Annotated in this window: 21 protein-coding genes; 17 read left to right on the top strand and 4 right to left on the bottom strand. The window is 42.3% G+C overall.

The window, feature by feature from the left end; translation table 11 throughout:
• Positions 1-42: 42 nt before the first annotated feature.
• From MTT09_RS09305 to MTT09_RS09295, 3 genes are all read right to left on the bottom strand, one after another.
• Positions 43-558 (bottom strand): hypothetical protein, encoded by a 516-nt coding sequence (locus MTT09_RS09305; protein WP_262974893.1) that lies wholly within the window; start codon positions 556-558, stop codon positions 43-45.
• Positions 468-1,286, bottom strand: a complete 819-nt coding sequence (locus tag MTT09_RS09300; protein ID WP_429803611.1) for a hypothetical protein — start codon at positions 1,284-1,286, stop codon at positions 468-470. The genes MTT09_RS09305 and MTT09_RS09300 overlap by 91 nt, the downstream gene beginning before the upstream one ends.
• A 90-nt stretch (positions 1,287-1,376) precedes the next feature.
• Positions 1,377-2,474, bottom strand: coding sequence for a CinA family protein (locus MTT09_RS09295; RefSeq protein ID WP_103601394.1), 1,098 nt, complete (start codon positions 2,472-2,474; stop codon positions 1,377-1,379).
• Between the two features lie 95 nt (positions 2,475-2,569).
• On the opposite strand from MTT09_RS09295, the gene ileS reads away from it, so the two are divergent.
• From ileS to MTT09_RS09220, 15 genes are all read left to right on the top strand, one after another.
• A complete protein-coding gene (gene ileS, locus MTT09_RS09290) occupies positions 2,570-5,326 on the top strand; it encodes an isoleucine--tRNA ligase (RefSeq protein ID WP_429803610.1) in 2,757 nt (918 codons plus the stop codon).
• Positions 5,327-5,425: 99 nt separating this feature from the next.
• Positions 5,426-6,784 (top strand): Asp-tRNA(Asn)/Glu-tRNA(Gln) amidotransferase subunit GatA, encoded by a 1,359-nt coding sequence (gene gatA / locus MTT09_RS09285; protein ID WP_429803609.1) that lies wholly within the window; start codon positions 5,426-5,428, stop codon positions 6,782-6,784.
• Between the two features lie 4 nt (positions 6,785-6,788).
• Positions 6,789-8,237, top strand: a complete 1,449-nt coding sequence (guaB, locus tag MTT09_RS09280; RefSeq protein ID WP_429803608.1) for an IMP dehydrogenase — start codon at positions 6,789-6,791, stop codon at positions 8,235-8,237.
• Complete coding sequence (gene metX / locus MTT09_RS09275; protein WP_429803607.1) at positions 8,237-9,343, top strand: homoserine O-acetyltransferase MetX; 1,107 nt, start codon at positions 8,237-8,239, stop codon at positions 9,341-9,343. The genes guaB and metX overlap by 1 nt, the downstream gene beginning before the upstream one ends.
• Positions 9,344-9,346: 3 nt before the next feature.
• Positions 9,347-9,538, top strand: coding sequence for an exodeoxyribonuclease VII small subunit (gene xseB, locus MTT09_RS09270; protein ID WP_004317712.1), 192 nt, complete (start codon positions 9,347-9,349; stop codon positions 9,536-9,538).
• The gene (locus MTT09_RS09265; protein ID WP_429803606.1) at positions 9,531-10,325 is read left to right on the top strand and encodes a carbon-nitrogen hydrolase family protein; all 795 of its coding nucleotides are present in this window, start codon (positions 9,531-9,533) and stop codon (positions 10,323-10,325) included. The genes xseB and MTT09_RS09265 overlap by 8 nt, the downstream gene beginning before the upstream one ends.
• Entirely contained in the window at positions 10,322-10,882 is a 561-nt protein-coding gene (locus tag MTT09_RS09260; RefSeq protein WP_429803605.1) for a DNA-3-methyladenine glycosylase I, read from the top strand. The genes MTT09_RS09265 and MTT09_RS09260 overlap by 4 nt, the downstream gene beginning before the upstream one ends.
• Before the next feature lie 3 nt (positions 10,883-10,885).
• Entirely contained in the window at positions 10,886-11,239 is a 354-nt protein-coding gene (locus MTT09_RS09255) for an MmcQ/YjbR family DNA-binding protein (RefSeq protein WP_429803604.1), read from the top strand.
• An 85-nt stretch (positions 11,240-11,324) separates the two neighbouring features.
• Positions 11,325-12,632: a UDP-N-acetylmuramate--L-alanine ligase gene (gene murC, locus MTT09_RS09250; RefSeq protein ID WP_103566698.1), complete on the top strand. Its 1,308-nt coding sequence runs from the start codon at positions 11,325-11,327 to the stop codon at positions 12,630-12,632.
• Complete coding sequence (locus tag MTT09_RS09245; RefSeq protein WP_149711219.1) at positions 12,632-12,949, top strand: hypothetical protein; 318 nt, start codon at positions 12,632-12,634, stop codon at positions 12,947-12,949. The genes murC and MTT09_RS09245 overlap by 1 nt, the downstream gene beginning before the upstream one ends.
• On the top strand, positions 12,943-13,287 hold the full coding sequence (locus tag MTT09_RS09240; protein ID WP_103616419.1) for a hypothetical protein: 345 nt from the start codon (positions 12,943-12,945) through the stop codon (positions 13,285-13,287). The genes MTT09_RS09245 and MTT09_RS09240 overlap by 7 nt, the downstream gene beginning before the upstream one ends.
• Positions 13,284-15,488, top strand: a complete 2,205-nt coding sequence (locus MTT09_RS09235) for an endonuclease MutS2 (RefSeq protein ID WP_429803603.1) — start codon at positions 13,284-13,286, stop codon at positions 15,486-15,488. The genes MTT09_RS09240 and MTT09_RS09235 overlap by 4 nt, the downstream gene beginning before the upstream one ends.
• 96 nt (positions 15,489-15,584) lie before the next feature.
• A complete protein-coding gene (locus tag MTT09_RS09230; protein WP_429803602.1) occupies positions 15,585-17,495 on the top strand; it encodes an EAL domain-containing protein in 1,911 nt (636 codons plus the stop codon).
• The gene (gene dapE / locus MTT09_RS09225; RefSeq protein WP_429803601.1) at positions 17,495-18,586 is read left to right on the top strand and encodes a succinyl-diaminopimelate desuccinylase; all 1,092 of its coding nucleotides are present in this window, start codon (positions 17,495-17,497) and stop codon (positions 18,584-18,586) included. Before MTT09_RS09230 ends, dapE begins: the two co-directional genes overlap by 1 nt.
• Before the next feature lie 87 nt (positions 18,587-18,673).
• The gene (locus MTT09_RS09220; RefSeq protein WP_429803600.1) at positions 18,674-19,165 is read left to right on the top strand and encodes a hypothetical protein; all 492 of its coding nucleotides are present in this window, start codon (positions 18,674-18,676) and stop codon (positions 19,163-19,165) included.
• An 86-nt stretch (positions 19,166-19,251) separates the two neighbouring features.
• On the opposite strand, the gene MTT09_RS09215 is transcribed toward MTT09_RS09220, so the two are convergent.
• Positions 19,252-20,082 carry a peptidylprolyl isomerase gene (locus tag MTT09_RS09215; protein WP_103598029.1) on the bottom strand — a complete coding sequence of 277 codons (831 nt, stop codon included), beginning with the start codon at positions 20,080-20,082 and terminating at the stop codon, positions 19,252-19,254.
• Positions 20,083-20,152: 70 nt separating this feature from the next.
• Between MTT09_RS09215 and gltX the strand changes: the two genes are divergently transcribed.
• Positions 20,153-21,532 carry a glutamate--tRNA ligase gene (gene gltX, locus MTT09_RS09210; RefSeq protein WP_103590408.1) on the top strand — a complete coding sequence of 460 codons (1,380 nt, stop codon included), beginning with the start codon at positions 20,153-20,155 and terminating at the stop codon, positions 21,530-21,532.
• A complete protein-coding gene (locus MTT09_RS09205; RefSeq protein WP_004317644.1) occupies positions 21,529-22,782 on the top strand; it encodes a malic enzyme-like NAD(P)-binding protein in 1,254 nt (417 codons plus the stop codon). The genes gltX and MTT09_RS09205 overlap by 4 nt, the downstream gene beginning before the upstream one ends.
• Positions 22,783-22,807: the final 25 nt, after the last annotated feature.

The raw sequence follows: 22,807 nt of genomic DNA, 5'->3' as shown, positions 1-22,807 counted from the left end.
TCACGCCCCAAGCGTTTTGGCTAGCTTGGGGCTTTGGTGATATTATTTTATGACGGCTAGTTTGCCTGTGCCAGCGTTTTGATTTACCTCGTTTTGGACGTTTGAAGCTTCGAGGAGCTCAAATTTATATGGAGGCTCAAATGGCGGCTTGGTTAGCTTTTCGCAAACGCTGCCCTTTTTAGAAAGGTCTATGTTGCCGCTTTCAAAAATGGTGCCTTTGTTACATTTGTAGCTTATCTTGACGCCATTTGTAAAGTAGTTGTTTTGAGCGTATATTAGCGAGCCAAAGCGCACGCCAATGGCGTATTTTTGGTCATAAAAGCCATCTTTTGAGTCGTAAAAGTTGTTATAGACGTGCACCTTTGCATTGCGTGCTATAGGTAGGCGTTGCGCGCAGTTGCTAAAAATGTTATGAGCGACCGTTATCGTCCTTGTTTCGCTGCTGCCGTCTGAGTCTCTTGAGCCTATTAGCATCGTTTTGTCGTGGTTTTCAAAGATGTTGTGCGAGATCGTGATAGCCGCACTATCTCTCGCACAGCCCCGTCGTAGGCTTGCCATTTAGTAAGCTCCCCGCCTGCTAAATGCACATGGCTAAGCTCGACCGTGTCCTTAAAATGGCAGTGATCTACCCAGATGTTTTTGCTTGACTCTATGCTCACACCGTCATATTGCGCATTAAAGCCGTCATTTTTTTGTATATCTGGAAATGGATCAAAAGCATCTAAGGTATTCATGTTGCGGATAGCGATATTTTGGACATTTTTTAGTAAAAATGAGCCACCTTTTATGCCTGAGTTTTCGCCTAGGCCGATTATCGTGGTATTGCTAGCTACCGGCATTACGATGAGCTTTTTGTACTCGTTGGCTAAATTTTTGCGAAGCGCTGCTAACTTTGGATCTTGCGAACCATCTAAAAATGCACGGCATGAAGCGCCGTAAGCCTGCATAAATTTAGTATAAGTGTCAAATTCGCCACCGCTAATCTCACTTATAAATTTATCTAGCCCATCGCTATTGCCATTTTGCGGGATCTTACCTTCGCTAAGGTCTATGAGACCATCCACATAGATGACGTAACCACCCATTTTGGCGTATTTTACGAGCTCTTGTCTATCTTTTACGGTGACTTCTTTACTCTCTTTGCCGGCGTATCCGCCAAAATTTTGCTCTGCACCAACGCTAGCGTAACCAAAGGGCGAGTCGCTTGCTTTTATCTCGCCCACCTGTGCCTCAGCGCCAAATGCAAATAACGCACTAATGGCGAGTAATAATATCTTTTTAAACATCTTTAGCCTCCTAAATTTGGCTTTTTATTTTTGATATTTTACTGCGAATGTCGCTGTTAAATTTAGTGCAATTTTTAAAAAAGATAAAATTTACGCGAAAAATATCTCGCTTTTTAGCCGAAGCAAACATAGATAGGCGCTTAGCACGCTTTGCTCTCTAACGTAGTTGCGCTCCCCTTTTAAAAGTAGCCTCTCAACCTCGATGTTGCCGTTTCTATCGCCAGCTGCGACATATACCGTGCCAACTGGCTTGCTAGCTGTGCCCCCACCAGGTCCTGCTATACCGCTAATAGCAAGCGCAAAGTCCGCATTTGTCGTGCTTAGCGTGCCTTTTACCATCGCTTTTACGCAAGGCTCGCTCACGGCTCCGTAAGTATCTAAAATTTCATCCTCAACGCCCAGCCACTCGTGCTTTATGTGATTTGCATAAGTTACTAACGAGCCATCAAAGCTAGCTGATATGCCGCCATATCTTGCAAATTTAGCCGCCGCAAGCCCAGCCGTGCAAGACTCAGCAAATGAAATTTTAAGTCCCTTTTGCATGAGCTTTTTTGCTACAAATTTGATCACATCTTTTTGTGGGATAAATTTTTGTGAAAATAGCGTTTTTACACCTTGTAAAAAGCTCTCGATCTGGCCAAATTTATTGCTTTTTGCCCTTACTAGTATCAAATTTGGTAGGATCTGCGCAAGAGTGATATCGACCTCGTAAGTTTTGGCAAGTGGCAGCATAAGGATCTTCGCGCTATCTGCGTCGATGTCTATTAGATGAAAGTAGCTAAAATCAGGCTCGTACTCGACTAAAAACTCGCCTAGCTCTTCATTTGGATTAGCTTTTATGAGATTTATCTGGGCGTTATTTAGGCTGGCTAAAAAGCTATTTTTAGAGTAGTCTAAGCTATCTTTAAGCGCAAGGGTCGTGCTATCTTTTAGCTCGAGCGAGCCCCCAGTTAGCGTCGCTACGATCTTTGCAGCGATGGCAAAATTTTCATCCGAGCCAAAAATGCTTACAAAGTCATAATCTTTTGATAAATTTTCGATGATAAAAGGTAGCTCTTTACTATTTTTTGGAGCAAAACTGACCACTCCAAGCTCTCCAAAATGATCCTCGTAACTTTGAAAAATGTAGTTTAGAAATTCTCTATTTATCTCAAGATCTTCGCCTATTATCAAGATACTTTGTCTCATTTTTAAGCTCCTTTTTTTGCCTCATTATACTATTTTTCAGTGTGATTTAACCAGCACAGGTGTAAAATTAGCAAATTTTAAAATCAAGGTAAAAAATGGACTACAAAGAGACACTTTTACTCCCAGAGACAAATTTCCCGATGCGCGGAAATCTCCCACAAAATGAACCACAAAGACTAAAATCATGGTACGAAGAGCGCAAGGTTTATGAAAAAATGAAGAAAAATCGCCAAAATGCGGTTAAAAACTTCAACATCCACGACGGCCCTCCGTATGCAAACGGCCACCTACACATCGGCCACGCATTAAATAAAATTTTAAAAGATATCATCACAAAAACGCACTATTTTTACGGCGAAAACGTCCGCTACGTGCCAGGCTGGGACTGCCACGGCTTGCCGATCGAGCAACAAGTCGAAGTAAAACTTGGCGATAAGAAAAAAGAGCTTAGCAAGGTCGAGATCAGGGAGCTTTGCAGGCAGCACGCGAGAGAATTTATAGACATTCAGCGCGATGAGTTTAAAACTCTTGGCATCATCGGCGACTTTGAAAATCCATACATGACGATGAAATTTGAGTTTGAGGCTGACATCTACAAAGCACTTTGCGAGATCGCTAAAAAGGGCCTTTTGATAGAAAGAAGCAAGCCAGTTTATTGGAGCTGGGCGGCTAGATCGGCGCTAGCTGAAGCTGAGGTTGAGTACGAGGAGAAAGAGGACTACTCTATTTACGTAGCATTTGAGCTTGATGGCGACGCGTTAGAAAAGCTTGGCGTAAAAGAGGCAAGCGCTGTCATTTGGACGACCACGCCTTGGACACTTCCAGCAAATCAAGCCATAAGCCTAAATCCAGATGAAATTTATGTGCTAACGGCTGAAAATTTGATATTTGCAAAGCCACTACTTGAAAGCGTTGTGCAAAGTGGCCTAAGCAAGGGCGAGATCAAAAAAGAGTTTAAATCAAGCCTGCTTGAAAACGCCCACGCGATAAATCCACTAAACGGCAGAAAGTCTAAATTTTTACTGGGTGATCACGTTATGATGGATGGGGGTACTGGACTTGTTCATACAGCTCCAGGACACGGCGAGGACGACTACTACGTATGTTTGAAATATGGCTTTAGTGAAATTTTGATGCCAGTTGATGATGGTGGCTGCTACGATGAGAGCATAAAACATCACGGACTATTTAGAAGCGACGTGGTAGACGAGTTTGTCGGTATGCACATCTTTAAAGCAAATGAGAAAATTTTAGAGCTACTTGGCAAAAGCTTGCTTAGTGTATCTAAATTTAGGCACTCTTATCCATTTTGCTGGAGAACGCACAAGCCTGTCATTTATAGAGCCACAAAGCAGTGGTTTATAGCTATGGACGAGGCTAAACTAGGTGGAAAAACGCTTAGACAAACAGCGCTAAAAGAGCTTGAAAAGGTTAAATTTTACCCAAGTGTGGGCATAAAAAGAATAGGCTCTATGATAGAAAATCGCCCAGACTGGTGCATCTCTCGTCAGCGTGACTGGGGCGTGCCGATCGCGTTTTTCAGAGATAAAGCGACAAAAGAAGTTATATTTGATAGTGAAATTTTAGATCATATCGTGGCTATCTTTAAAGAAAAAGGCGCTGATGCGTGGTGGGCGCTAAGTGTTGATGATCTTTTACCAAAGGGCTCAAAATACAAGGCTGAAAATTTAGAAAAAGTGATGGATATCCTTGACGTTTGGTTTGATAGCGGCTCGACTTGGCATGCGGTCTTGCAAAGCGACAACTACGACGCTGGCAAATACCCTGCAAGCATGTATCTAGAGGGCTCAGACCAGCACCGCGGCTGGTTTCAAAGCTCGCTTCTAGTAAGCACAGCTATAAATTCTCACGCACCTTACGAGAGTATCCTAACTCACGGCTTTACTGTCGATGCCAAGGGCGAGAAGATGAGCAAAAGTAAGGGCAACGTCATCGCTCCACAAGACGTGGCTAAGACTCACGGCGTGGAAATTTTACGCCTTTGGGTTGGTATGAGTGATTATTCAAGCGACCTAAAAATAAGCGAAGATATATTAAAGCAAATAAGCGAGCAGTACCGCAAAATCCGCAATACGATCCGCTTTTTACTAGCAAACGTAAATGATCTTGAGAGCTTAAATACAGAGTTTAATATCCTTGATAAATGGATACTAGCTCGTGCTAAAAAGGTCTTTGACGAGGCGAGCGCTTGCTTTATAAACTACGACTTTTCAAAGGGTTTTAACATCCTTTTAAATTTCCTATCAGCCGATCTTAGCGGCGTCTATCTTGACATTTGCAAAGATAGACTTTACTGCGACGCAAAAGACGCCCCAAGAAGAAGATCAGCTCAAAGCGCAATGGCGATCATCACAAAGGCACTTTTGCCACTCATCGCTCCAACGCTTACTTACACCGTTGATGAGGTGATGGACTACGCTCCAAATATCATCAAAGGCGACGCTAAAGACGCGTTTGATCTAGTCTATGAGCCGATCAAATTTGACGTTAGCTTTGAAGATGAGCTGCTTTTTGCTAGCAGGGAGAAATTTAACGAGATCGTGGATGTTCTTAAGAAGGACAAAAAGATAAAATCAACCCTAGAGCTAAGCCTAGAGACCACAAACCACAACATCACAGGCTACGACGAGCGCGAAGTGGCCGATCTTTACATGGTAAGCTCGGTTAAAGCTTATGATGATAGTGAGCCATTAGCTGAGTTTGAGCTAGAGGGCGATAAATTTAAGATCATAGCAAGCAACCTTCACAAATGCCCAAGATGCTGGAAATTTAACGCTAGCAAAGAAGATGCGCTATGTCCAAGATGTGAAGAGGTCATAAGTGCTAAGTGAGCCAGTAAGCGCAACTATCATAGTCACAACGATCGCTGCGGTGGTCGTTGTTAGCTTGTTTGGCATATTTTTGGTTAATAAATTTAAAGGATAAAAATAGTGGTAACTTTAAAAGAAGCTTTGAAATTTTCAGCTGAAGAGATAAAAAATTTAAGAGCCGAGCTTGAGGCGAAGATCATAAAAGAAAAAGAGCTTGGCGCTTATGTTGAGCAGCTAGCAAATTTAGAGATCGCAAAACTAGGCGAGGGCGTGCCTATCGCTATAAAAGACAACATCCAAGTAAAAGGCTGGAGCGTCACGTGCGCTTCTAAAATTTTACAAGGCTACGTAGCACCATATAACGCAACCGTTATCGAAAAGCTACTTGGCAAGAATTTAGCTCCATTTGGCCGCACAAATATGGACGAATTTGCGATGGGAAGCACGACTGAGAGCTCATTTTACGGCAAAACACTAAACCCACTAAATCACGCTCACGTCCCAGGCGGCAGTAGCGGCGGCTCAGCAGCAGCAGTCGCAGCTGGTATTGCAGTCGCAGCACTTGGTAGCGACACTGGTGGCTCTATCCGCCAGCCAGCGGCATTTTGCGGATGCGTAGGACTTAAACCAACCTACGGCAGAGTGAGCAGATACGGCCTTGGCGCCTACTCAAGCAGCCTTGATCAAATAGGCCCAATCGCTCAAAACGTAGAAGACGCAGCCATTTTATATGACGCAATCGCTGGACACGACCCAAAAGATAGCACGAGCGCAGATGTGCCGTTTGTAAGCGTTAGCGATAAGATAGATGGCAACAAAAAGCTAAAAATTTGTGTCATCAAAAACTACGTAGAAAACGCAAGCGAGCAGACAAAAGCTGCTTTAAATTTAGCCATCGAGAAGCTAAAATCACACGGACACAGCGTAACTTACACAAATTTTGAAGACTCAAAATATGATGTCGCAGCCTACTACATCATCGCAACCGCAGAGGCAAGCGCAAATTTAAGCCGCTACGATGGCGTAAGATACGGCAGACGCGCAGATGCTAGAAATTTAAAAGAGCTATATGTAAATTCGCGTTCTGAAGGCTTTGGCGAAGAGGTAAAAAGAAGAATTTTGCTTGGTACATTTGTACTAAGTAGCGGATACTACGATGCTTACTACATCAAAGCGCAAAAAGCAAGAGCGCATATAAAAGCTCAGTATGAGAAAATTTTAGAAGAAAATGATCTCATCTTCATGCCAGTTGCCCCAAGCACAGCTTATAAATTTGGAGCACACAGTGATCCGCTTCAAGCCTACCTAAGCGACATTTACACGATCAGCGTAAATTTAGCAGGTCTGCCAGCTATCTCTGTGCCAGTTGGCAAAGATGATCAAAATTTAAACGTGAGCGCCCAGCTCATCGCAAAAGCGTGGGACGAACAGACCTTGATAAATGGTGCTAAGAGCCTAGAAAATTTAATAAAAGGATAAAAATATGAAGATAGTAAAGAGAGCTTTAACATTTGAGGATGTGCTTCTTGTGCCGCAATACTCTGAAATTTTGCCAAAGCAAGTTGATGTAAAAACAAGGATCAGCAAAAACGTCACGCTAAATATCCCGATCGTATCTGCTGCGATGGATACGGTGACTGAGCATAGAACTGCTATCATGATGGCAAGGCTTGGTGGTATCGGCGTCATTCACAAAAATATGGACGTCGAAAGCCAAGCAAAAGAGGTCAAACGCGTCAAAAAAAGCGAAAGTGGCGTCATCATCGATCCTATCTTTATAAATCCAGAAGCGACCGTGGCTGAAGCTCTAAGCCTTATGTCAGATCTTCATATTTCAGGCGTTCCAGTCATCGACAAAGACCGCAAACTAATAGGAATTTTAACAAACCGCGATTTGAGATTTGAGACAAATATGAGCACTTTGGTAAAAGACCGCATGACAAAAGCACCGCTTATCACTGCACCAAAGGGCTGCACGCTTGATGATGCGGAGAAAATTTTCTCTCAAAACAGGGTTGAGAAGCTACCTATCGTCGATAAAGACGGCAGACTTGACGGACTTATCACCATAAAAGATCTAAAAAAACGCAAAGAGTATCCAAATGCAAATAAAGACAGCTACGGCAGACTTCGCGTGGCTGCGGCTATTGGCGTGGGTCAGATAGAGCGCTCTAAAGCACTTGTTGATGCTGGCGTAGATGTCATCGTCATCGACTCAGCTCACGGCCACTCAAAGGGCATCATCGACACTTTAAAAGAGGTAAAAGCAAATTTTAAAGTCGATGTCGTAGCTGGCAATATCGCAAACCCAGCAGCCGTAAAAGACCTAGCAGAAGCAGGAGCTGACGGCATAAAAGTGGGCATTGGACCAGGGTCTATTTGCACTACAAGGATCGTTGCTGGCGTTGGCGTGCCTCAAATTTCAGCTATTGACGACTGCGCAAGCGAAGCAGCGAAATATGGCATCCCAGTTATCGCTGACGGCGGACTAAAATACTCAGGCGACGTGGCAAAAGCCCTTGCAGCAGGGGCAGCTTGCGTTATGGCTGGTAGCTTACTTGCAGGTTGTGAGGAGAGCCCAGGCGAGCTTATAACATTCCAAGGTCGCCAGTACAAAGTATATCGCGGTATGGGCTCAATAGGCGCTATGACAAAGGGCAGCTCAGACCGCTACTTCCAAGAGGGCACCGCTCAAGACAAGCTTGTGCCTGAAGGCATCGAAGGCCGTGTGCCATTTGCTGGCAGCATAAAAGATGTGATCCATCAGCTAATAGGCGGCCTAAGAAGCGCTATGGGCTATGTTGGCGCAAAAGATATCCCAACCCTTCAAGAAAGAGCTGAATTTGTCGAGATAACAAGCGCTGGACTAAAAGAGAGCCACGTCCACGACGTAGTTATCACTCACGAGGCACCAAACTACAAAGTTAATTAGTGTTAGAGCTGCAAACTAGAACTATTAAATTTAACGAGCCACTCTATCTTGAGAGTGGCCGTATGCTATCAAATTTCAAGCTTATTTACGAGACCTACGGCACGCTAAATGCTGATAAAAGCAACGTTATCGTGATCTGTCACGCCCTAACTGGCTCGCACCACGCTGCTGGCACCTACGCAGGCGATGAGAAAGCTGGCTGGTGGGACGGGCTAATAGGCAGCAAAAAGGCGGTCGATACGGATAAATTTTACGTCATCTGCGTAAATATCTTAGGCTCGTGCTTTGGCTCGACCTCGCCGCTAAGCGTGGATAGAAGTAGCGGCAAAGAGTATAGGCTAAATTTCCCAGTCCTTGCCATAAGCGACGTGGTAAAGGCGCAGATGAGGCTATTTAGCGAGCTTGGCATCACGAGGGCAAGAGCCGTGATAGGTGGCAGTCTTGGCGGTATGCAGGCACTTTGCTACGCTATCGAGTTTTCAGAATTTGCGCAAGATATCATAATGCTTGCAAGCACCTATCAGACAAAGCCTTGGGCGATAGCGTTTAATAAAATCGCCATCGAAGCCATTTTAAACGATGAAAATTTTAAAAACGGCGAATACGACGCAGAATTTATAAGAAAAAATGGGCTAAAAGGTATGGCTTACGGCAGGATGGCAGGGCACATCAGCTTCTTAAGCCCTGATAGCATGGATAAGAAATTTGGACGCAACTATGTTGAAACTGATGGCCTTTACGATCTTTTTGGACATTTTCAGGTCGATCGCTACATGGAGTATAACGGCTACAACTTCCCAAAGAGGTTTGACCCGCTAAGCTACCTATATATCGTAAAGATGATGAATATCTTTGACTGCACAAGGCACTACGATAGCCTAAAAGACGCCCTTACACCGATCAAAGCAAATTTGCACCTTATCGCATTTAAAGGCGATCTACTCTTTCCGCCAAGCTGCATGAGAGAAATTTACGACGCACTTTGCGAGATGGGGCGGGAGGCAAAGACAAATTTTGTAGAGATAGATAGCAATTACGGCCACGACGCCTTTTTGGTCGAGATAGAAAAATTTGATGGATATATAAAAAATATATTAAAAGGATAGAAAATGGAGCAAAAAGAGCAAAGTTTTGAAGAAAAATTAGCCCTTGCAGATAAAATTTTAAACGATCTAAATAAAGATGATGTGAGCTTAGAAAACAGCATAAAGCTACACGAGCAGGGCAAAAAGCTTTTAAACGAGGCAAGAGAAATTTTAGAAAACGCAAAGCTTAGCATAAAGCAGGTGGATGATGAGTAAAATTTGCGCCCTTCAGCTACCAACGCAGCCTTTAAGCGAGGCGAGGCTTGATTATTACCTTAAAATTTGCGCGGATGAAAACGCAAGGCTGGTTGTGCTTGGCGAATACGTGCTAAATAGCTTCTTTAAAGAGCTTGCCACCATGCCAAAAAGCCTCATAAAAGAGCAGAGCGAGCGCAAAAAAGAGGCGCTATTTGCGATGGCAAAAAAGTATGATCTAAACATCATCGCGCCTATCATAAATTTAAAAGGCAAAGAAATTTTTAAGAGCCTAGCTAAATTTAGCCCAACGCAAGTAAAGCTATACGATCAGCAGATCCTCATGCCTTACGCGCACTGGAACGAGGCGAAGTTTTTTAGCAATGCAAGCGATGAGCTAAATTTACCTATCTTTACCTACGATAAATTTAAAGTTGGTGTCATGTTTGGCTTCGAGGCGCATTTTGACATTTGCTGGGCGTATATGAGCGCTAAAAAGGTCGATATCGTGCTTGTGCCAACGGCTTGCACGTTTTTCTCGCAGGCGCGCTGGGAGGAGCTTTTAAAGGTTAGAGCCTTTACTAACAACGTTTATGTGCTTAGAGTAAACCGCGTGGGGAGCCACAAGAGCGAGGATGAGCAGTGGAGTTTTTACGGCGACTCGATGCTCATTAGCCCATTTGGCGAGGTCAAAAACAGGCTTGGCAAAAATGAAGAGATGATGATCGATGAGCTTAGCAAAAAGGAGCTTAGCGAGGCTAGAAGCACCTGGGGCTTTATGCAGATAGAGGCTAAATTTAAAAGATGAAGCGCTGCGCCTGGGCCAAAAAGAGCGAATTTAGCAAGAGCTATCACGACTTTGAGTGGGGCAGAGCGGTCAAAGATGATAAGAAATTCTTTGAAATGCTCATTTTAGAGGGCTTTCAAGCAGGCCTTAGCTGGGACTATGTGCTACGAAAAAGAGCTGGGCTTGCTCAAATTTTAGACGGCTTTGACGCAAAAAAGATCGCTAGCTACGATGAAACAAAGCTTCAAAGTCTTTTAAGTGATGATAGAGCGATCAAAAACCGACTTAAAATTTACTCCCTGCCAAAAAATGCCAAGGCTTTTTTAGAGCTTTGTGCCGAGTTTGGCTCGTTTTATAACTACATCTATAAATTTACAAATGGTAAGCGCGTCATAAATGACATAAAAAGTGCCAAAGACATGCCAGCAAGTAGCGAGCTCTCTAAGCGCATCTCAAAAGATATGAAAAAGCGCGGCTTTAAATTTGTAGGCGCTGTGATCATCTACTCGTTTTTACAAGGCGTTGGCGTCATCGACGATCACGAAAATGAGTGCTTTTGCAAAGGAATTTCGGAGTGAAATTTGAAACGAAGCGAAGTTGAAAAATATATAAAAGAGAAATTTGACATTTTAGGGGAGCAAATTTTTCCAAAATATCCAAATTTTAGTGTCTTTCGTCACAAGAAAAACAAGAAGTGGTTTGCGCTACTTATGCAGCTAAGTACAAGCAAGCTAGGTCTTAAAAGTGACGAAGTGATAGATGTTTTAAATCTAAAATGCAGTCCAGATCTAGCCATGGTGCTAGTTGATGAGAGGCAAATTTTTAAGGCATATCACATGAATAAAAAGCACTGGATCAGTGTAAATTTAAACTCCAAAATCTCACAAAAAACAGTTTTTGACCTGATAGATGAAAGCTTTAGCTTAAGCAAATAAAAGCCATTTTCAGCCTTAAATTTAGTAGTTTTTGTTAAAATCACGAAAAACTTAAGGATAAAATTTGCAAGAGCTAAATAACGAGATCAGAAAAGTCCATTTCATAGGCATCGGTGGCATCGGCATCTCAGCCATCGCTAGATTTTTACACGAAAAAGGCCACAAGATAAGCGGCAGCGACATCAAAGAGAGCAAGACGACGCTTGAACTTCAAAATGAGGGCATCGAGGTCATCACGCCGCACTGCAAAGAGGCGATAAAAGACCAAGACTTTGTGGTCTATTCAGCTGCGATAAAAGAGGATAACATTGAGCTAGTAGAGGCTAGAAGAAAGGGCATAAAGTGCTTTTCAAGAAAAGAAATTTTGCCTTATGTGCTTGAAGATAAGTGCGTTTTTGCAGTTGCTGGCGCACACGGCAAGAGCACGACTTCAGCGATGCTAGCAAGCCTAATTGAAGGCTCAGTCATCATCGGCGCCATCTCAAAGCAGTTTGGCTCAAATATGCGCTACGCCAAAAGCGATAACGTCGTATTTGAGGCTGATGAGAGCGACTCAAGCTTTCTAAACTCAAACCCATATCTAGCCATCGTCACCAACGCAGAGCCAGAGCACATGGAGCACTACGACTACGATCTAGCTAAATTTTACGCAGCCTACAAGGGCTTTTTGGAGCGTGCAAAGGTTAGAGTGATAAACGCTGAGGATGAGTTTTTAAGCACTCTTAAGCTTGATGCGATCAGGCTTTATCCAAGCAGTGATATCACTGAGCTAACAATGGTTGTAAGAGACTATCAGCCATACACCAGCTTTAATCTTAAAAATTTAGGCAAATTTGAAGCCTTTGGCATGGGCGAGCACATCGCTATAGACGCATCTTTGGCCATTCTAGCTGCGATGCACGAGACGCCGCTAAAAGATATCAGAGAAAATTTACTAAATTTTAAAGGCATCAAAAAGCGTTTTGACATCCTTAGTGCAAACAAGAATTTCGTCCTAATAGACGACTACGCGCACCATCCAACCGAGATAAAAGCGACGCTAAAATCAGTCTTTGAATACGCCAAAATTTTAGGTATTAAGAGCGTTACAGCGATATTTCAGCCACACCGCTACACAAGGCTTAGCACAAATTTAGCTGGCTTTAAAGAGTGCTTTAAGGGCGTTGATGAGCTTGTCATCTTGCCAGTTTATGCAGCTGGAGAAAATCCGATCGAAGTTGATATGAAGAGCGAATTTAGCGAGTATAACCCGATCTTTACCGACAAGGTTGAGAGGGTTGAAGAAGGGATAGAATTTACAGATGAATTTGGCGTGAAAAACCGCCTAAGTGACGGCATAGTAGTTGGCTTTGGAGCGGGCGATATCAGCGTGCAGCTAAGAGGCGGATATTAATGGATCTAAGTAGTTTCAAGCCTCAAGATGAAAATGAAATTTTAAAAGAGATAAAAGAAAAAGAGCTAAGCGAGGATGAAATTTCAAGCCTTATAAATTTAGGCAAAAAAGATATCTTGATCGCGCTTGCAAGGTCGCAAAAACTAAATAGCGCCCAGATAAAAGAGATGCTGCCAAATGCCCCCTATCTAGCCGTTTGCTTGCTGGTTGAAAAGCAAGATATAAGCGAGGTTAGGGCTGAAATTTTAGAAAAGATCAAGCCTCATGCTGAGCTTTACAAAGAGCTCATCGCAAAGTATAAAGGCGTGAAATGGTAAGAAATTTGATAATAATCGCTGGCGTGATGCTGCTTTTTGGAGCGATCTGGGCGATAAAAGATGAAAAGATAAGCAAAGGCGTTAAAGCGCTCGTTAGCGCGGTGCTTGTAGCGATCCTTGTTTGCGTCTATTTTTACGAGCAAAATTTATCAAAAAACGAGGACGCCATCTCAAAGCTAGTGACTGACTTTAAGCAGGGCAAAACACTAAAATGCGGCGAATACAACGTAAGCGCTGAGAAATTTAACTACGAATTTGGCACGGCTTCATTTTTGCCAAAGCGAGAATTTAGCGATCTCTCAGGCGTCATCGTGCCTATAAAAAGTTGTGAGCAATGACTGAAGAGATATTTTTAAAGCTCGATCTTGGCGAGTATCTGGATAAATTTAACTCATTTTTAGCAAGGCAAAAACCGCTATTTTTACAAGGCGACAGCAAGATCCACTTTGAAAACATTAGCGAGCTTTCAAAGTATGATTTTAAGGCGCCTGACGAGATAAAAGAGCTTGATGACGCGCTTATGAGACTTAGCAAGCAAGCAGTGCTTCACATCAGCGAAATTTACGAGTTTGCAAAGATCATTAAGTATTTTTCATATCTAAAAAAGCAAAAATTTGAAGGCAGGCTTGGCGAGTGGATCGCAAAGGTTGAAATCCCTGAAGCGATGAGCCAGATGGCAAACAGCTTTGATGAAAACGGCGAGTTTAGCGACAGCGTAGATGAGAGATTTGCTGCGATAAAGCAGGCATTTAGCGAGAAAAAGCGCCAGATCGACGCTGAACTTAAAAAGCTCATCTACTCAAAGCACATCACACCCTATCTAGTCGATACCCAGACGCACTACATCAACTCACAAGAGGCACTTTTGGTGCGTGGCGGCTTTAATCACGCCCTAAAAGGCACCGTGATCGCTAGAAGCTCAGGCGGCTACTTCTACGTCGCACCTGCAAGCACTGAGCGCCTAAAAAAGGAGCAAAGCGAGCTACTTGATAAAAAAGAGGAGATCATTTTTGAGCACTGTAAGAAATTTAGCTTGCAAATGAGCAAGAGCCTACTCTTTTTGAAATTTATAAATAATGCTTTTGATCAGTTTGATGCGTATCAAGCGCGTGTAAATTTGGCTAGATCGCGCGACTATGAGTTTGTTTTGCCAAATAGCTCGCACGTTATCAAGCTTGAGAAATTTGCCCACCCAGCGCTTAAAAATCCAAAGAGCGTGAGTGTGGATTTTAGCAAAAAGGTGCTCCTCATTACCGGCGTAAATGCTGGCGGTAAGTCAATGCTTTTAAAATCGATCATCTCAGCCACGCTACTTGCAAAGTATCTGCTGCCTATGCGTATCGACGCAAACCGCTCAAGTATCGGCTCTTTTAAAGAATTTGACGCTATTATCGAAGATCCGCAAAGTGTGAAAAACGACATCTCAACCTTTGCTGGCAGAATGGTGCATTTTGCAAAGCTTTTTACTAAAAAATCGATCATCATCGGTATCGACGAGATCGAGCTTGGCACCGACTTTGAGGAGGCTGCGAGCTTGTATGGCGTCATGATAGAGCGCCTCATCACTCAAGATATCAAAATGATCATCACGACCCACCACAAGCGCCTTGCGATGTTGCTAGCTAAGAATCCAGAGGTTGAGCTAGTGGCGGCACTTTACGACGAGGCGGCTCAAAGGCCTAAATTTGAGTTTTTAAAGGGCACGATCGGCAAGTCTTATGCCTTTGAAACTGCGGCAAGATACGGCATATCTCAAAATTTAGTGGCGCAGGCAAAGAAAATTTATGGCGAAGATAAAGAGAATTTAAACGAGATCATCACAAAGACGCTAAATTTACAAACCAAGCTTGATGAGGGGATAAAAGAGGTCACGGCAAAAGAGGAGCGGCTGGAGCGCTTGCTTGAGGAGCAAAAAGAGCTAAAAGAGAAAAATGAGATCAGGCTAAATGCGACTATTTCGCGCCTTGAAAAAGAGTATTATGAAGCGATAAATGCGGCAAAAGCTGTTATAAATTTCAAGGATATAAAAGACAAACAAAGAGCGCTAAATGTGGCAAATGAGAAAAAAGCTGCTATCGTTAAGCCTAAAAAAACTGAACGCGAGAGCCTAAAAGTGGGCGATAGAGTGAAGTATGAAAATATAAAAGGCACGGTTTTAAGCATCTCTAAAAATGACGCGATGATCGAGTCAAATGGCATAAATTTGCGCGTGCCACTCGAGCTTTTAAGAAAAAATGGCAACGAAGTGGTCTTGCCTAAAAAAGGCGGCGTAAGTTTAAGCGTAGATAAGCCAAAAACGGCCTCGCTTTCGCTTGATCTGCACGGCATGAGAGCTGACGAGGCGATAGCTAAGCTTGATAAATTTATCTCAGATAGTCTTGTTATGGGATTTGATGAGGTTAGCGTATTTCACGGCATCGGCACTGGCAAGCTTGCCTTTGCTGTTAAAAATTTCTTAAAAGAGCATCCAAGCGTGAAAGAATTTCACGATGCACCGGCAAATCAAGGCGGATACGGTGCAAAGATCGTTAAGCTTTGAGCTAAATTTTTAATTAAAAAATGAAAGAAATTTTTTATTTAGCTTGGATATAATCCAGTAGAAAAATTTAAATTTAAGAAAGGAAGTTTAAACTTTATGCCAAGCGACGAATCGCAAAAAAAGCACTTTAGTATGGTTAAAACCGTCACTTTGGTCGTGGTTTTGCTTCTTGCTTTCTTTGTAACTGAAAATTTAACGATCTACTCGTATAAATACAATAATGCGCTCTCTACAAACAACTTTGACCTTAAAAAAAAGACCGAGTATCTAACATCTCAATATGTAAATTACCTTAAAAATATAAGTAAATTTAACATTATAGATTTTCAAAATCATATAACCGACAATGCCGTTGGCGATATCTTTTTACTAAAAGAAAATGGCAAAAATGGCTTTAAGATAGAGGCATCGTCAGATAAAAGCCTCGTAAATAAAGACTACGAAGACAAGAGCTGTGGCGACATCTACTCGCATGATTTTCAAAAGGATTATTTCTGGGCTGAAATTTTGCCAGAAAACAGTGCCAAAGTATGTATGTTTGTCGCCGTAAATGACTATATTTTGGGCTTTAAAGCGCATATCGATCAAAGGATAACTGGCACTAGCGACCAATTTTATTTTCAGTGGCTGATGAAAAACATGACTCTTACTTTGATCTTAAGCTCGATTGGTCTATTTTTAGGGCTTGCAGTCTGTCTTTGGTTTGTATTTAAGTATCTAAACATCAAATTTGACTATCTAAAAGTAAAAGAAGAGAGCACTACTAAGATCGCCCAGCTACAAGAGAAGCTATATATCGATCCGATGACTGGGCTTTTTAACAAGGCAGCGCTCATAAAAGATGTGAGCGAGTATAAATATCCAAAAGTGATACTTATGGATATCGATGATTTTGGCAAGATGAACGACTACTACGGCAAATACGTGTGCGACCAGATACTAAAACAGATGGCAAATCTCATCAAAGAATTTGCAAAAAATGAGAATATGAAGGCTTATTGTATCGAGGCGGACAGATTTGCTTTAGTTGAAGACAACAACGACTTTATCGACAGATACGAGGAGCTAGCTGAAAATTTACTAGATATCTTTAAAGGCAGGATGCTTAGCATAAAAGATGAAAATGGCGTAGAGGTCGATGATATAGAAATTCACAACACCATAGGCTTTGCGCTTGATAGCGATCAGACTTTAAGAAAGGCAACCATCGCGTTAAAATCAGCCAAATCACTCGATAAAGACTATGTTTGCTACTTTAAAGGGCTAAGTCAAAAAGATGAATACGCAAATCAGATCGAGCGCTCAAAGCTTATCCAAAACGCTACGATAAACGACAACATCGTGCCGTATTTTCAGCCGATATTTGACGAGAAAAAGATCCCTATAAAATATGAATGCTTAATAAGAATTTTAGACCGCGACGACGTCATCTCGCCAAGCGTATTTTTGGATATCTCAAAGCGTATCAAGCGTTATGCAGACCTTGAAAAACAGCTCATTAAAAAGTGCTTTGAGCACCTCACTGAAGATCCAAATTTGGTTCTTTCTATAAATTTAAGCAGCCGAGATATGATAGATGGCGACGTTAGCGCACTTGTTTTAAATTTACTAAACAAGCACAATGTCGCTGGTAGGATAGTTTTTGAGATAGTTGAAGACGAGGAGCTAAAGAGTGCTGAGCGCGTCTCGGTCTTTATCGAGCGAGCAAAGAGCATGGGCGCTATGATAGCGATTGATGACTTTGGCTCTGGCTACTCAAATTTCTCTTACATCATAAAGATCAAGCCAGACTACGTGAAGATCGATGGCTCTATCATCAAAGACATCGATATCAATAAAGACTCATACGCCATCGCAAGCGCGATCGTGGCATTTGCAAAGGATCTTGGCATAAAAACGATCGCAGAGTATGTTCATTCTAAAGAAATCTTTAACGTCTGTAAGGAGATAGGCATCGACGAATTCCAGGGATTTTACTTGGGACTTCCTTCTAAAAAGGCGTTTTAGTGGTAGTTGGCTTTTTAAAAGAGCTTTTAAAATTTCGTTCTATCACGCCAGATGACGCTGGAAGTTTGGAGTTTATCGCTAAATTTTTGCCAGACTTTGAGGCGAAATTTATAGAAAAAAACGGCACTAACAATCTCATACTTTCTAAAATTTATGGAGACGGGGAGCATCTAGCCTTTGCAGGACACGTCGATGTCGTGCCGCCAGGTGATGGCTGGGAGAGCGAGCCATTTACCCCACTAGAAAAAGATGGCTACATCTACGCAAGGGGCGCGCAGGATATGAAAAGCGGCGTGGCTGCCTTTGCTTGTGCTGCTAAAGATGCAAAATTTGATGGCAAACTAAGCCTCATCTTAACAAGTGACGAAGAGAGCGATGGCACTTACGGCACGCCTTTAGCGCTTGAATATCTGCGTGAGATAGGGGATCTGCCCAAATTTTGCGTCGTGGCTGAGCCAACTTGTGATAAGAAATTTGGCGATAGCATAAAGGTCGGCAGACGTGGCTCGATAAATGGCAAGATCGTGATAAAGGGTGTTCAAGGCCACGTGGCATACCCAGAAAAATGCGTAAATCCAGTAAATTTGATAGCTCCACTTTTAAGTAAGATAGCTGACCATGATATGGACGGAGGGAGCGAGTTTTTTAGCCCAAGTAAGATCGTGGTAACGGACATTCGTGGTGGCATGCAGGTTTGCAACGTCACGCCAAGCGAGCTTAGCATAATGTTTAACGTTAGAAACTCAAATTTAACCGATGTAAATGACGTTGAGAGCTATCTTAGAAGCGTTTTAGATGGGCTTAGTTACGAGCTTAGTATAAAGCAAAGCTCAAAGAGATTTTTAACGAACAAAGATAGCAAGATCGTAAGAAATTTAATGGCATCTGTCACAAAGATCACTGGCGTTACGCCACTTTTAAATACAAAAGGTGGCACGAGCGATGCTAGGCACTTTGCTGAATTTGGTGTAAATGCGATAGAATTTGGCGTCATAAACGACCGCATACACGCCAAAAACGAACGAGTTAGCGTTGATGAAATAAATAAACTTTATGAAGTTTTTAAAGACCTCATAGAAAATTTTCACTAATCTCATTTGTCGTCAAATAGTTAAATTTAACCGACACTTCTAGCTTTTATAAGATAAATTTAAAAAACAGCTACATTTTACCTGAGAGTGAAACCACTTGCAAAGGCGATAGGACTTTTGCCAACTATCATTGCTATTTTATTTTTGATAGCACTTATCTTTGGTCTAAAACTTGGCGAAAATGGCGCATTATTTAGCTCAGAAAAAGGCCCAGGCTCACAGCATGCAAATTTATTTATCTCGCTTATTTGTGCCATCATCATCGGCGCATTTATGCAAAGAAGTAAATTTTGCTCAGTGGGAGCTATCAGTAAAATTTTTGAACGTGACTTCTCGATGTTTTATGGCATAGTCTCTATCGTTCTTTTTGCAAGCATCACAAATTTAGTGCTAGATCAATACAAATTTGGCTTTGAGGCTCAGCTCTTTTGTTTTAGGCATGGGAGCTGGAGCTGCTATAAGTCACAACTTCGTGCTTGCAAGCTCAGGTGCTGGCATCACACCTTTTGCTCCTTATGCTGTAGTAACCCTTATATCTACGCTATTTACGTTGAATTTTTCACTAAAAAGTTTAACTGAATTTGGCTGCTTTTGCAGGTTTTTGCTTATAAATTTTGAAGTTAAATTTTGGAGAAATTTAGCCACCAAAGTGGCTAAATTTGAAGTTATCTTAGGATTTGAATTTTTGCTTTTGCGCGGAGTTTTTCGAAGTAATCACTCATTAATTTTTCTTGCTCACCTTGATAAAGCTCGTTTATAACGTTATCTTTTACATCAGCAAAGCTTGGTGTGTATGAGCCGATCTTCTCTTTTACTAAAAACATATCAAAACTGTCAGGTCCTTGCAAAGGCTGTGTGTAGTCGCCGTTATTTGTGCTTGAGATGATCGCAGCAAGTCTTGGGTCTATGCTTTGATAGTCCAAGCTTACCTCTTGTGTTTGCACGCCGTCTAGTAGCTTTAGACTTGTCTTTTGAGCTTCAAGCAGATCAGGGTCTTTTGCTCTATAAACTACGACTCTAGCGGTGCTAAAGACCTTAAATTTATCAGGATTAGCGTCAAAATATGCCTTTGCTTTTTGCTCGTTTATGTTTTTGCCAGCCTCAGCAGCTATGCTTTTATAAAGTTTTTCTTGAAGCATCTTGTGCTCTAAGTTGTTTTTAAAGTCCAAAAAGTCCATGCCTTGAGCTTGGATAGAGTTTCTAAACTGCGAATTTGTCATGCCATTTTGCTTTGCGATCGCCTCGATCCTGTCGTTTAGCTCAAAAGGTGTCACGCTTAAATTTAAGTTTTTTATCTGCGCATCTTCAAGCCTATCTCTGATAAGCAAATTTAAAGCGTCCTGCTCTGTTGTCTTTAGCTGTTCCTTCAAGCTATAAACCTCGTAAAGCGTGATAGGCTCGTTCTCCACGATAGCTGCGATGCCGTTTATCATCTGAGCTGAATATAAATTTAAGGCACTTAACACGCCAGCAGCCAAAAAGAGCAATTTTTTCATAATGAAACCTTTATTTAAGTATTTAGTAAATATAATTTTGGGCAATTATAACATAAAAATAAGGCACAAAATGATAGTTACTAGATTTGCTCCGTCGCCTACTGGATACCTACATATAGGCGGACTTAGGACAGCTCTTTATAATTATTTATACGCAAGAGCTAACAATGGAAAATTTCTGCTCCGCATCGAAGATACTGACTTAAAACGAAACTCAGAAGAAGCCACGCAAGCGATAAAAGAGGCATTTGCTTGGTGCAAGCTAGATCACGACGGCGAAGTGACCTATCAGTCAAAGAGATTTGATCTTTACAAAGAGTACGTTAAAAAGCTGCTTGATGAGGGCAAAGCCTACAAATGTTACATGAGCAAAGAGGAGCTTGAGGAGCTTAGAGCTAGTCAAGAGGCAAGAAAAGAGCGCCCAAAATATGATAATAGATATAGAGATTTTACTGGCACGCCTCCAGCTGGTATCGAGCCAGTCATCCGTATAAAAGCCCCACTTAGCGGCGAGATCGTCATACATGATGGCATAAAGGGCGAGGTTAAATTTAAGGTTGAAGATATCTTAGACGACTTCATCATCGCTAGAAGCGACGGCACGCCAACATATAACTTCACAGTTGTGATAGACGATGCGCTAATGGGCGTCACAGACGTTATTCGCGGCGATGATCACCTCTCAAATACCCCAAAACAGATCGTTCTTTACGAGGCGCTTGGCTTTAAGGTGCCAAAATTTTATCACGTCGCTATGATAAACGGCGAGGACGGCAAAAAGCTTAGCAAAAGGCATGGTGCCACTGACGTTATGGAGTACAAAAAGATGGGCTACTTGCCTGAAGCGCTCTTAAATTTTCTCGTTCGTCTTGGCTGGAGCCACGGCGATGATGAGATTTTTACTATCGAGGATATGCTCAAATACTTTAATCCAAACGATATCAACAAAAGCTCAAGCACCTATAACGCTCAAAAGCTTGACTGGCTAAATTCTCACTACATAAAAACTTTGCCTTACGAGAGGCTAGCGCACGATATGCTCGAGTTTGGCGTTGATTTTAGGGCTTTGGCAAAGGGTGAGCTACTGCTAAATTCACTCCGTGAGAGATCAAAGACACTAATTGAAATGGCAAATAGCGCAAATGCTATCATCAACGCTCCAAAAAGCTACGACGAGAAAGCTTGGGCTAAATTTATAAATGAAAATAGCAAAGAAATTTTGGCGAAATTTGCTCAAATTTTAGACCGTGACCTTGACGCAAAGGGCTATGAGGAGCTAACTAATAAATTTTTAGAGCAAAATGGCTTAAAACTAAAAGACCTAGCTCAGGCCCTAAGGATAGCGCTAACTGGCTCAAGCGTGAGCCCAAGCATATTTGAGGTGCTTGAAGTAGTAGGTAGCAACGAGATCAAAAACAGAATACAAAATTTATTAAAGGAAGAGAAATGACACATGTAACTAAAGAAGAGGCACTAAACTACCACATCGGCGGTAAGATCGAGATCAGGGTAAAGACACCTTGCGAGACTTCAAGAGACCTTTCAATGGCCTATACACCAGGCGTTGCTGAGCCATGCCGTGAGATAAATGCAGACACTGAACTAGCTTATAAATATACAAACAAAGCAAATTTGGTGGCTGTCATTACTGATGGCACGGCTGTTCTTGGACTTGGTGACATCGGCGCTATCGCTGGCAAGCCAGTTATGGAGGGCAAGGCGGTGCTATTTAAGAAATTTGCAAACGTTGATGCCTTTGACATCGAGCTAGACGAGCATGATCCTGATAAGATCGTTGAGATTTGCAAGGCTCTTGCTCCTACATTTGGCGGTATAAATTTAGAAGATATCCGCGCTCCAAAGTGCTTTGAGATAGAAAGAAAGCTTCAAGAAGCAGTCGATATCCCTGTAATGCACGACGATCAGCACGGCACAGCGATGATAACAAGCGCTGGCATTATAAATGCGATGGAAATTTCTGGCAAAGATATATCTAAGATAAAGATCGTAGTTAGCGGCGCAGGTGCAGCTGGCATCGCTTGCGCAAAGATGTATAAAGCACTTGGCGCAAAACACATCGTGATGATAGATAGTAAAGGCGTCATCCACTCAAAAAGAACAGACCTAACTCCAGAAAAGGTTGAATTTGCGCTTGAGACTGAGGATAGGACACTAGCTGATGCGATGAAAGGCGCTGATATGTTTTTAGGTCTTTCTAAGCCTGGCGTTGTGACAAAAGAGATGGTTGCGTCGATGAACAAAGAGCCTATCATCTTCGCTTTGGCAAACCCAGTGCCTGAAATCTTCCCAGAGGACGTCGTAGCTGTAAGAGATGACGTTATGATGGGTACAGGCAGAAGCGACTATCCTAACCAAGTAAATAACGTTTTGGGCTTTCCGTTTATCTTTAGAGGCGCGCTTGATGTTAGAGCTAAAAAGATCACTGAAAATATGAAAATGGCAGCAGCTAAAGCACTTGCTCAGCTTGCAAAAGAGCCAGTGCCAGCTGAAGTTTTAAAAGCAAGTGGCGTTAGCGAGTTAAAATTTGGCAAAGAGTACATCATCCCAAAACCATTTGACAAGCGCGTGCTAACAGCGGTCGCTCCAGCAGTTGCAAAAGCTGCAGTTGAAGATGGCGTAGCGAGAGTAAAAGATTTTGATGTTGAGGCTTATAAAGCCAAACTTGCAAAAGGTTTTTAATCAAATTTAGCCCAAATTTGGGCTA

It is taken from the genome of Campylobacter concisus, from assembly GCF_050447505.1.
GTDB classification, from domain to species: Bacteria; Campylobacterota; Campylobacteria; order Campylobacterales; family Campylobacteraceae; genus Campylobacter_A; species Campylobacter_A concisus_BP.
Note: the sequence above shows the minus strand (reverse complement) of the source record. Positions and strands in the feature narration are given on the sequence as shown.

What these genes read in the sequence shown, in the direction of transcription:
- MTT09_RS09235 (WP_429803603.1), top strand. Translation starts at nt 13,284, where the DNA reads ATGACTGAAGAGATATTTTTAAAGCTCGATCTTGGCGAGTATCTGGAT.
- MTT09_RS09230 (WP_429803602.1), top strand. Translation starts at nt 15,585, where the DNA reads ATGCCAAGCGACGAATCGCAAAAAAAGCACTTTAGTATGGTTAAAACC.
- ileS (WP_429803610.1), top strand. Translation starts at nt 2,570, where the DNA reads ATGGACTACAAAGAGACACTTTTACTCCCAGAGACAAATTTCCCGATG.
- MTT09_RS09215 (WP_103598029.1), bottom strand. Translation starts at nt 20,082, where the DNA reads ATGAAAAAATTGCTCTTTTTGGCTGCTGGCGTGTTAAGTGCCTTAAAT.
- MTT09_RS09300 (WP_429803611.1), bottom strand. Translation starts at nt 1,286, where the DNA reads ATGTTTAAAAAGATATTATTACTCGCCATTAGTGCGTTATTTGCATTT.
- MTT09_RS09260 (WP_429803605.1), top strand. Translation starts at nt 10,322, where the DNA reads ATGAAGCGCTGCGCCTGGGCCAAAAAGAGCGAATTTAGCAAGAGCTAT.
- MTT09_RS09240 (WP_103616419.1), top strand. Translation starts at nt 12,943, where the DNA reads ATGGTAAGAAATTTGATAATAATCGCTGGCGTGATGCTGCTTTTTGGA.
- guaB (WP_429803608.1), top strand. Translation starts at nt 6,789, where the DNA reads ATGAAGATAGTAAAGAGAGCTTTAACATTTGAGGATGTGCTTCTTGTG.
- gltX (WP_103590408.1), top strand. Translation starts at nt 20,153, where the DNA reads ATGATAGTTACTAGATTTGCTCCGTCGCCTACTGGATACCTACATATA.
- xseB (WP_004317712.1), top strand. Translation starts at nt 9,347, where the DNA reads ATGGAGCAAAAAGAGCAAAGTTTTGAAGAAAAATTAGCCCTTGCAGAT.
- MTT09_RS09295 (WP_103601394.1), bottom strand. Translation starts at nt 2,474, where the DNA reads ATGAGACAAAGTATCTTGATAATAGGCGAAGATCTTGAGATAAATAGA.
- MTT09_RS09205 (WP_004317644.1), top strand. Translation starts at nt 21,529, where the DNA reads ATGACACATGTAACTAAAGAAGAGGCACTAAACTACCACATCGGCGGT.
- MTT09_RS09305 (WP_262974893.1), bottom strand. Translation starts at nt 558, where the DNA reads ATGGCAAGCCTACGACGGGGCTGTGCGAGAGATAGTGCGGCTATCACG.
- MTT09_RS09265 (WP_429803606.1), top strand. Translation starts at nt 9,531, where the DNA reads ATGAGTAAAATTTGCGCCCTTCAGCTACCAACGCAGCCTTTAAGCGAG.
- MTT09_RS09245 (WP_149711219.1), top strand. Translation starts at nt 12,632, where the DNA reads ATGGATCTAAGTAGTTTCAAGCCTCAAGATGAAAATGAAATTTTAAAA.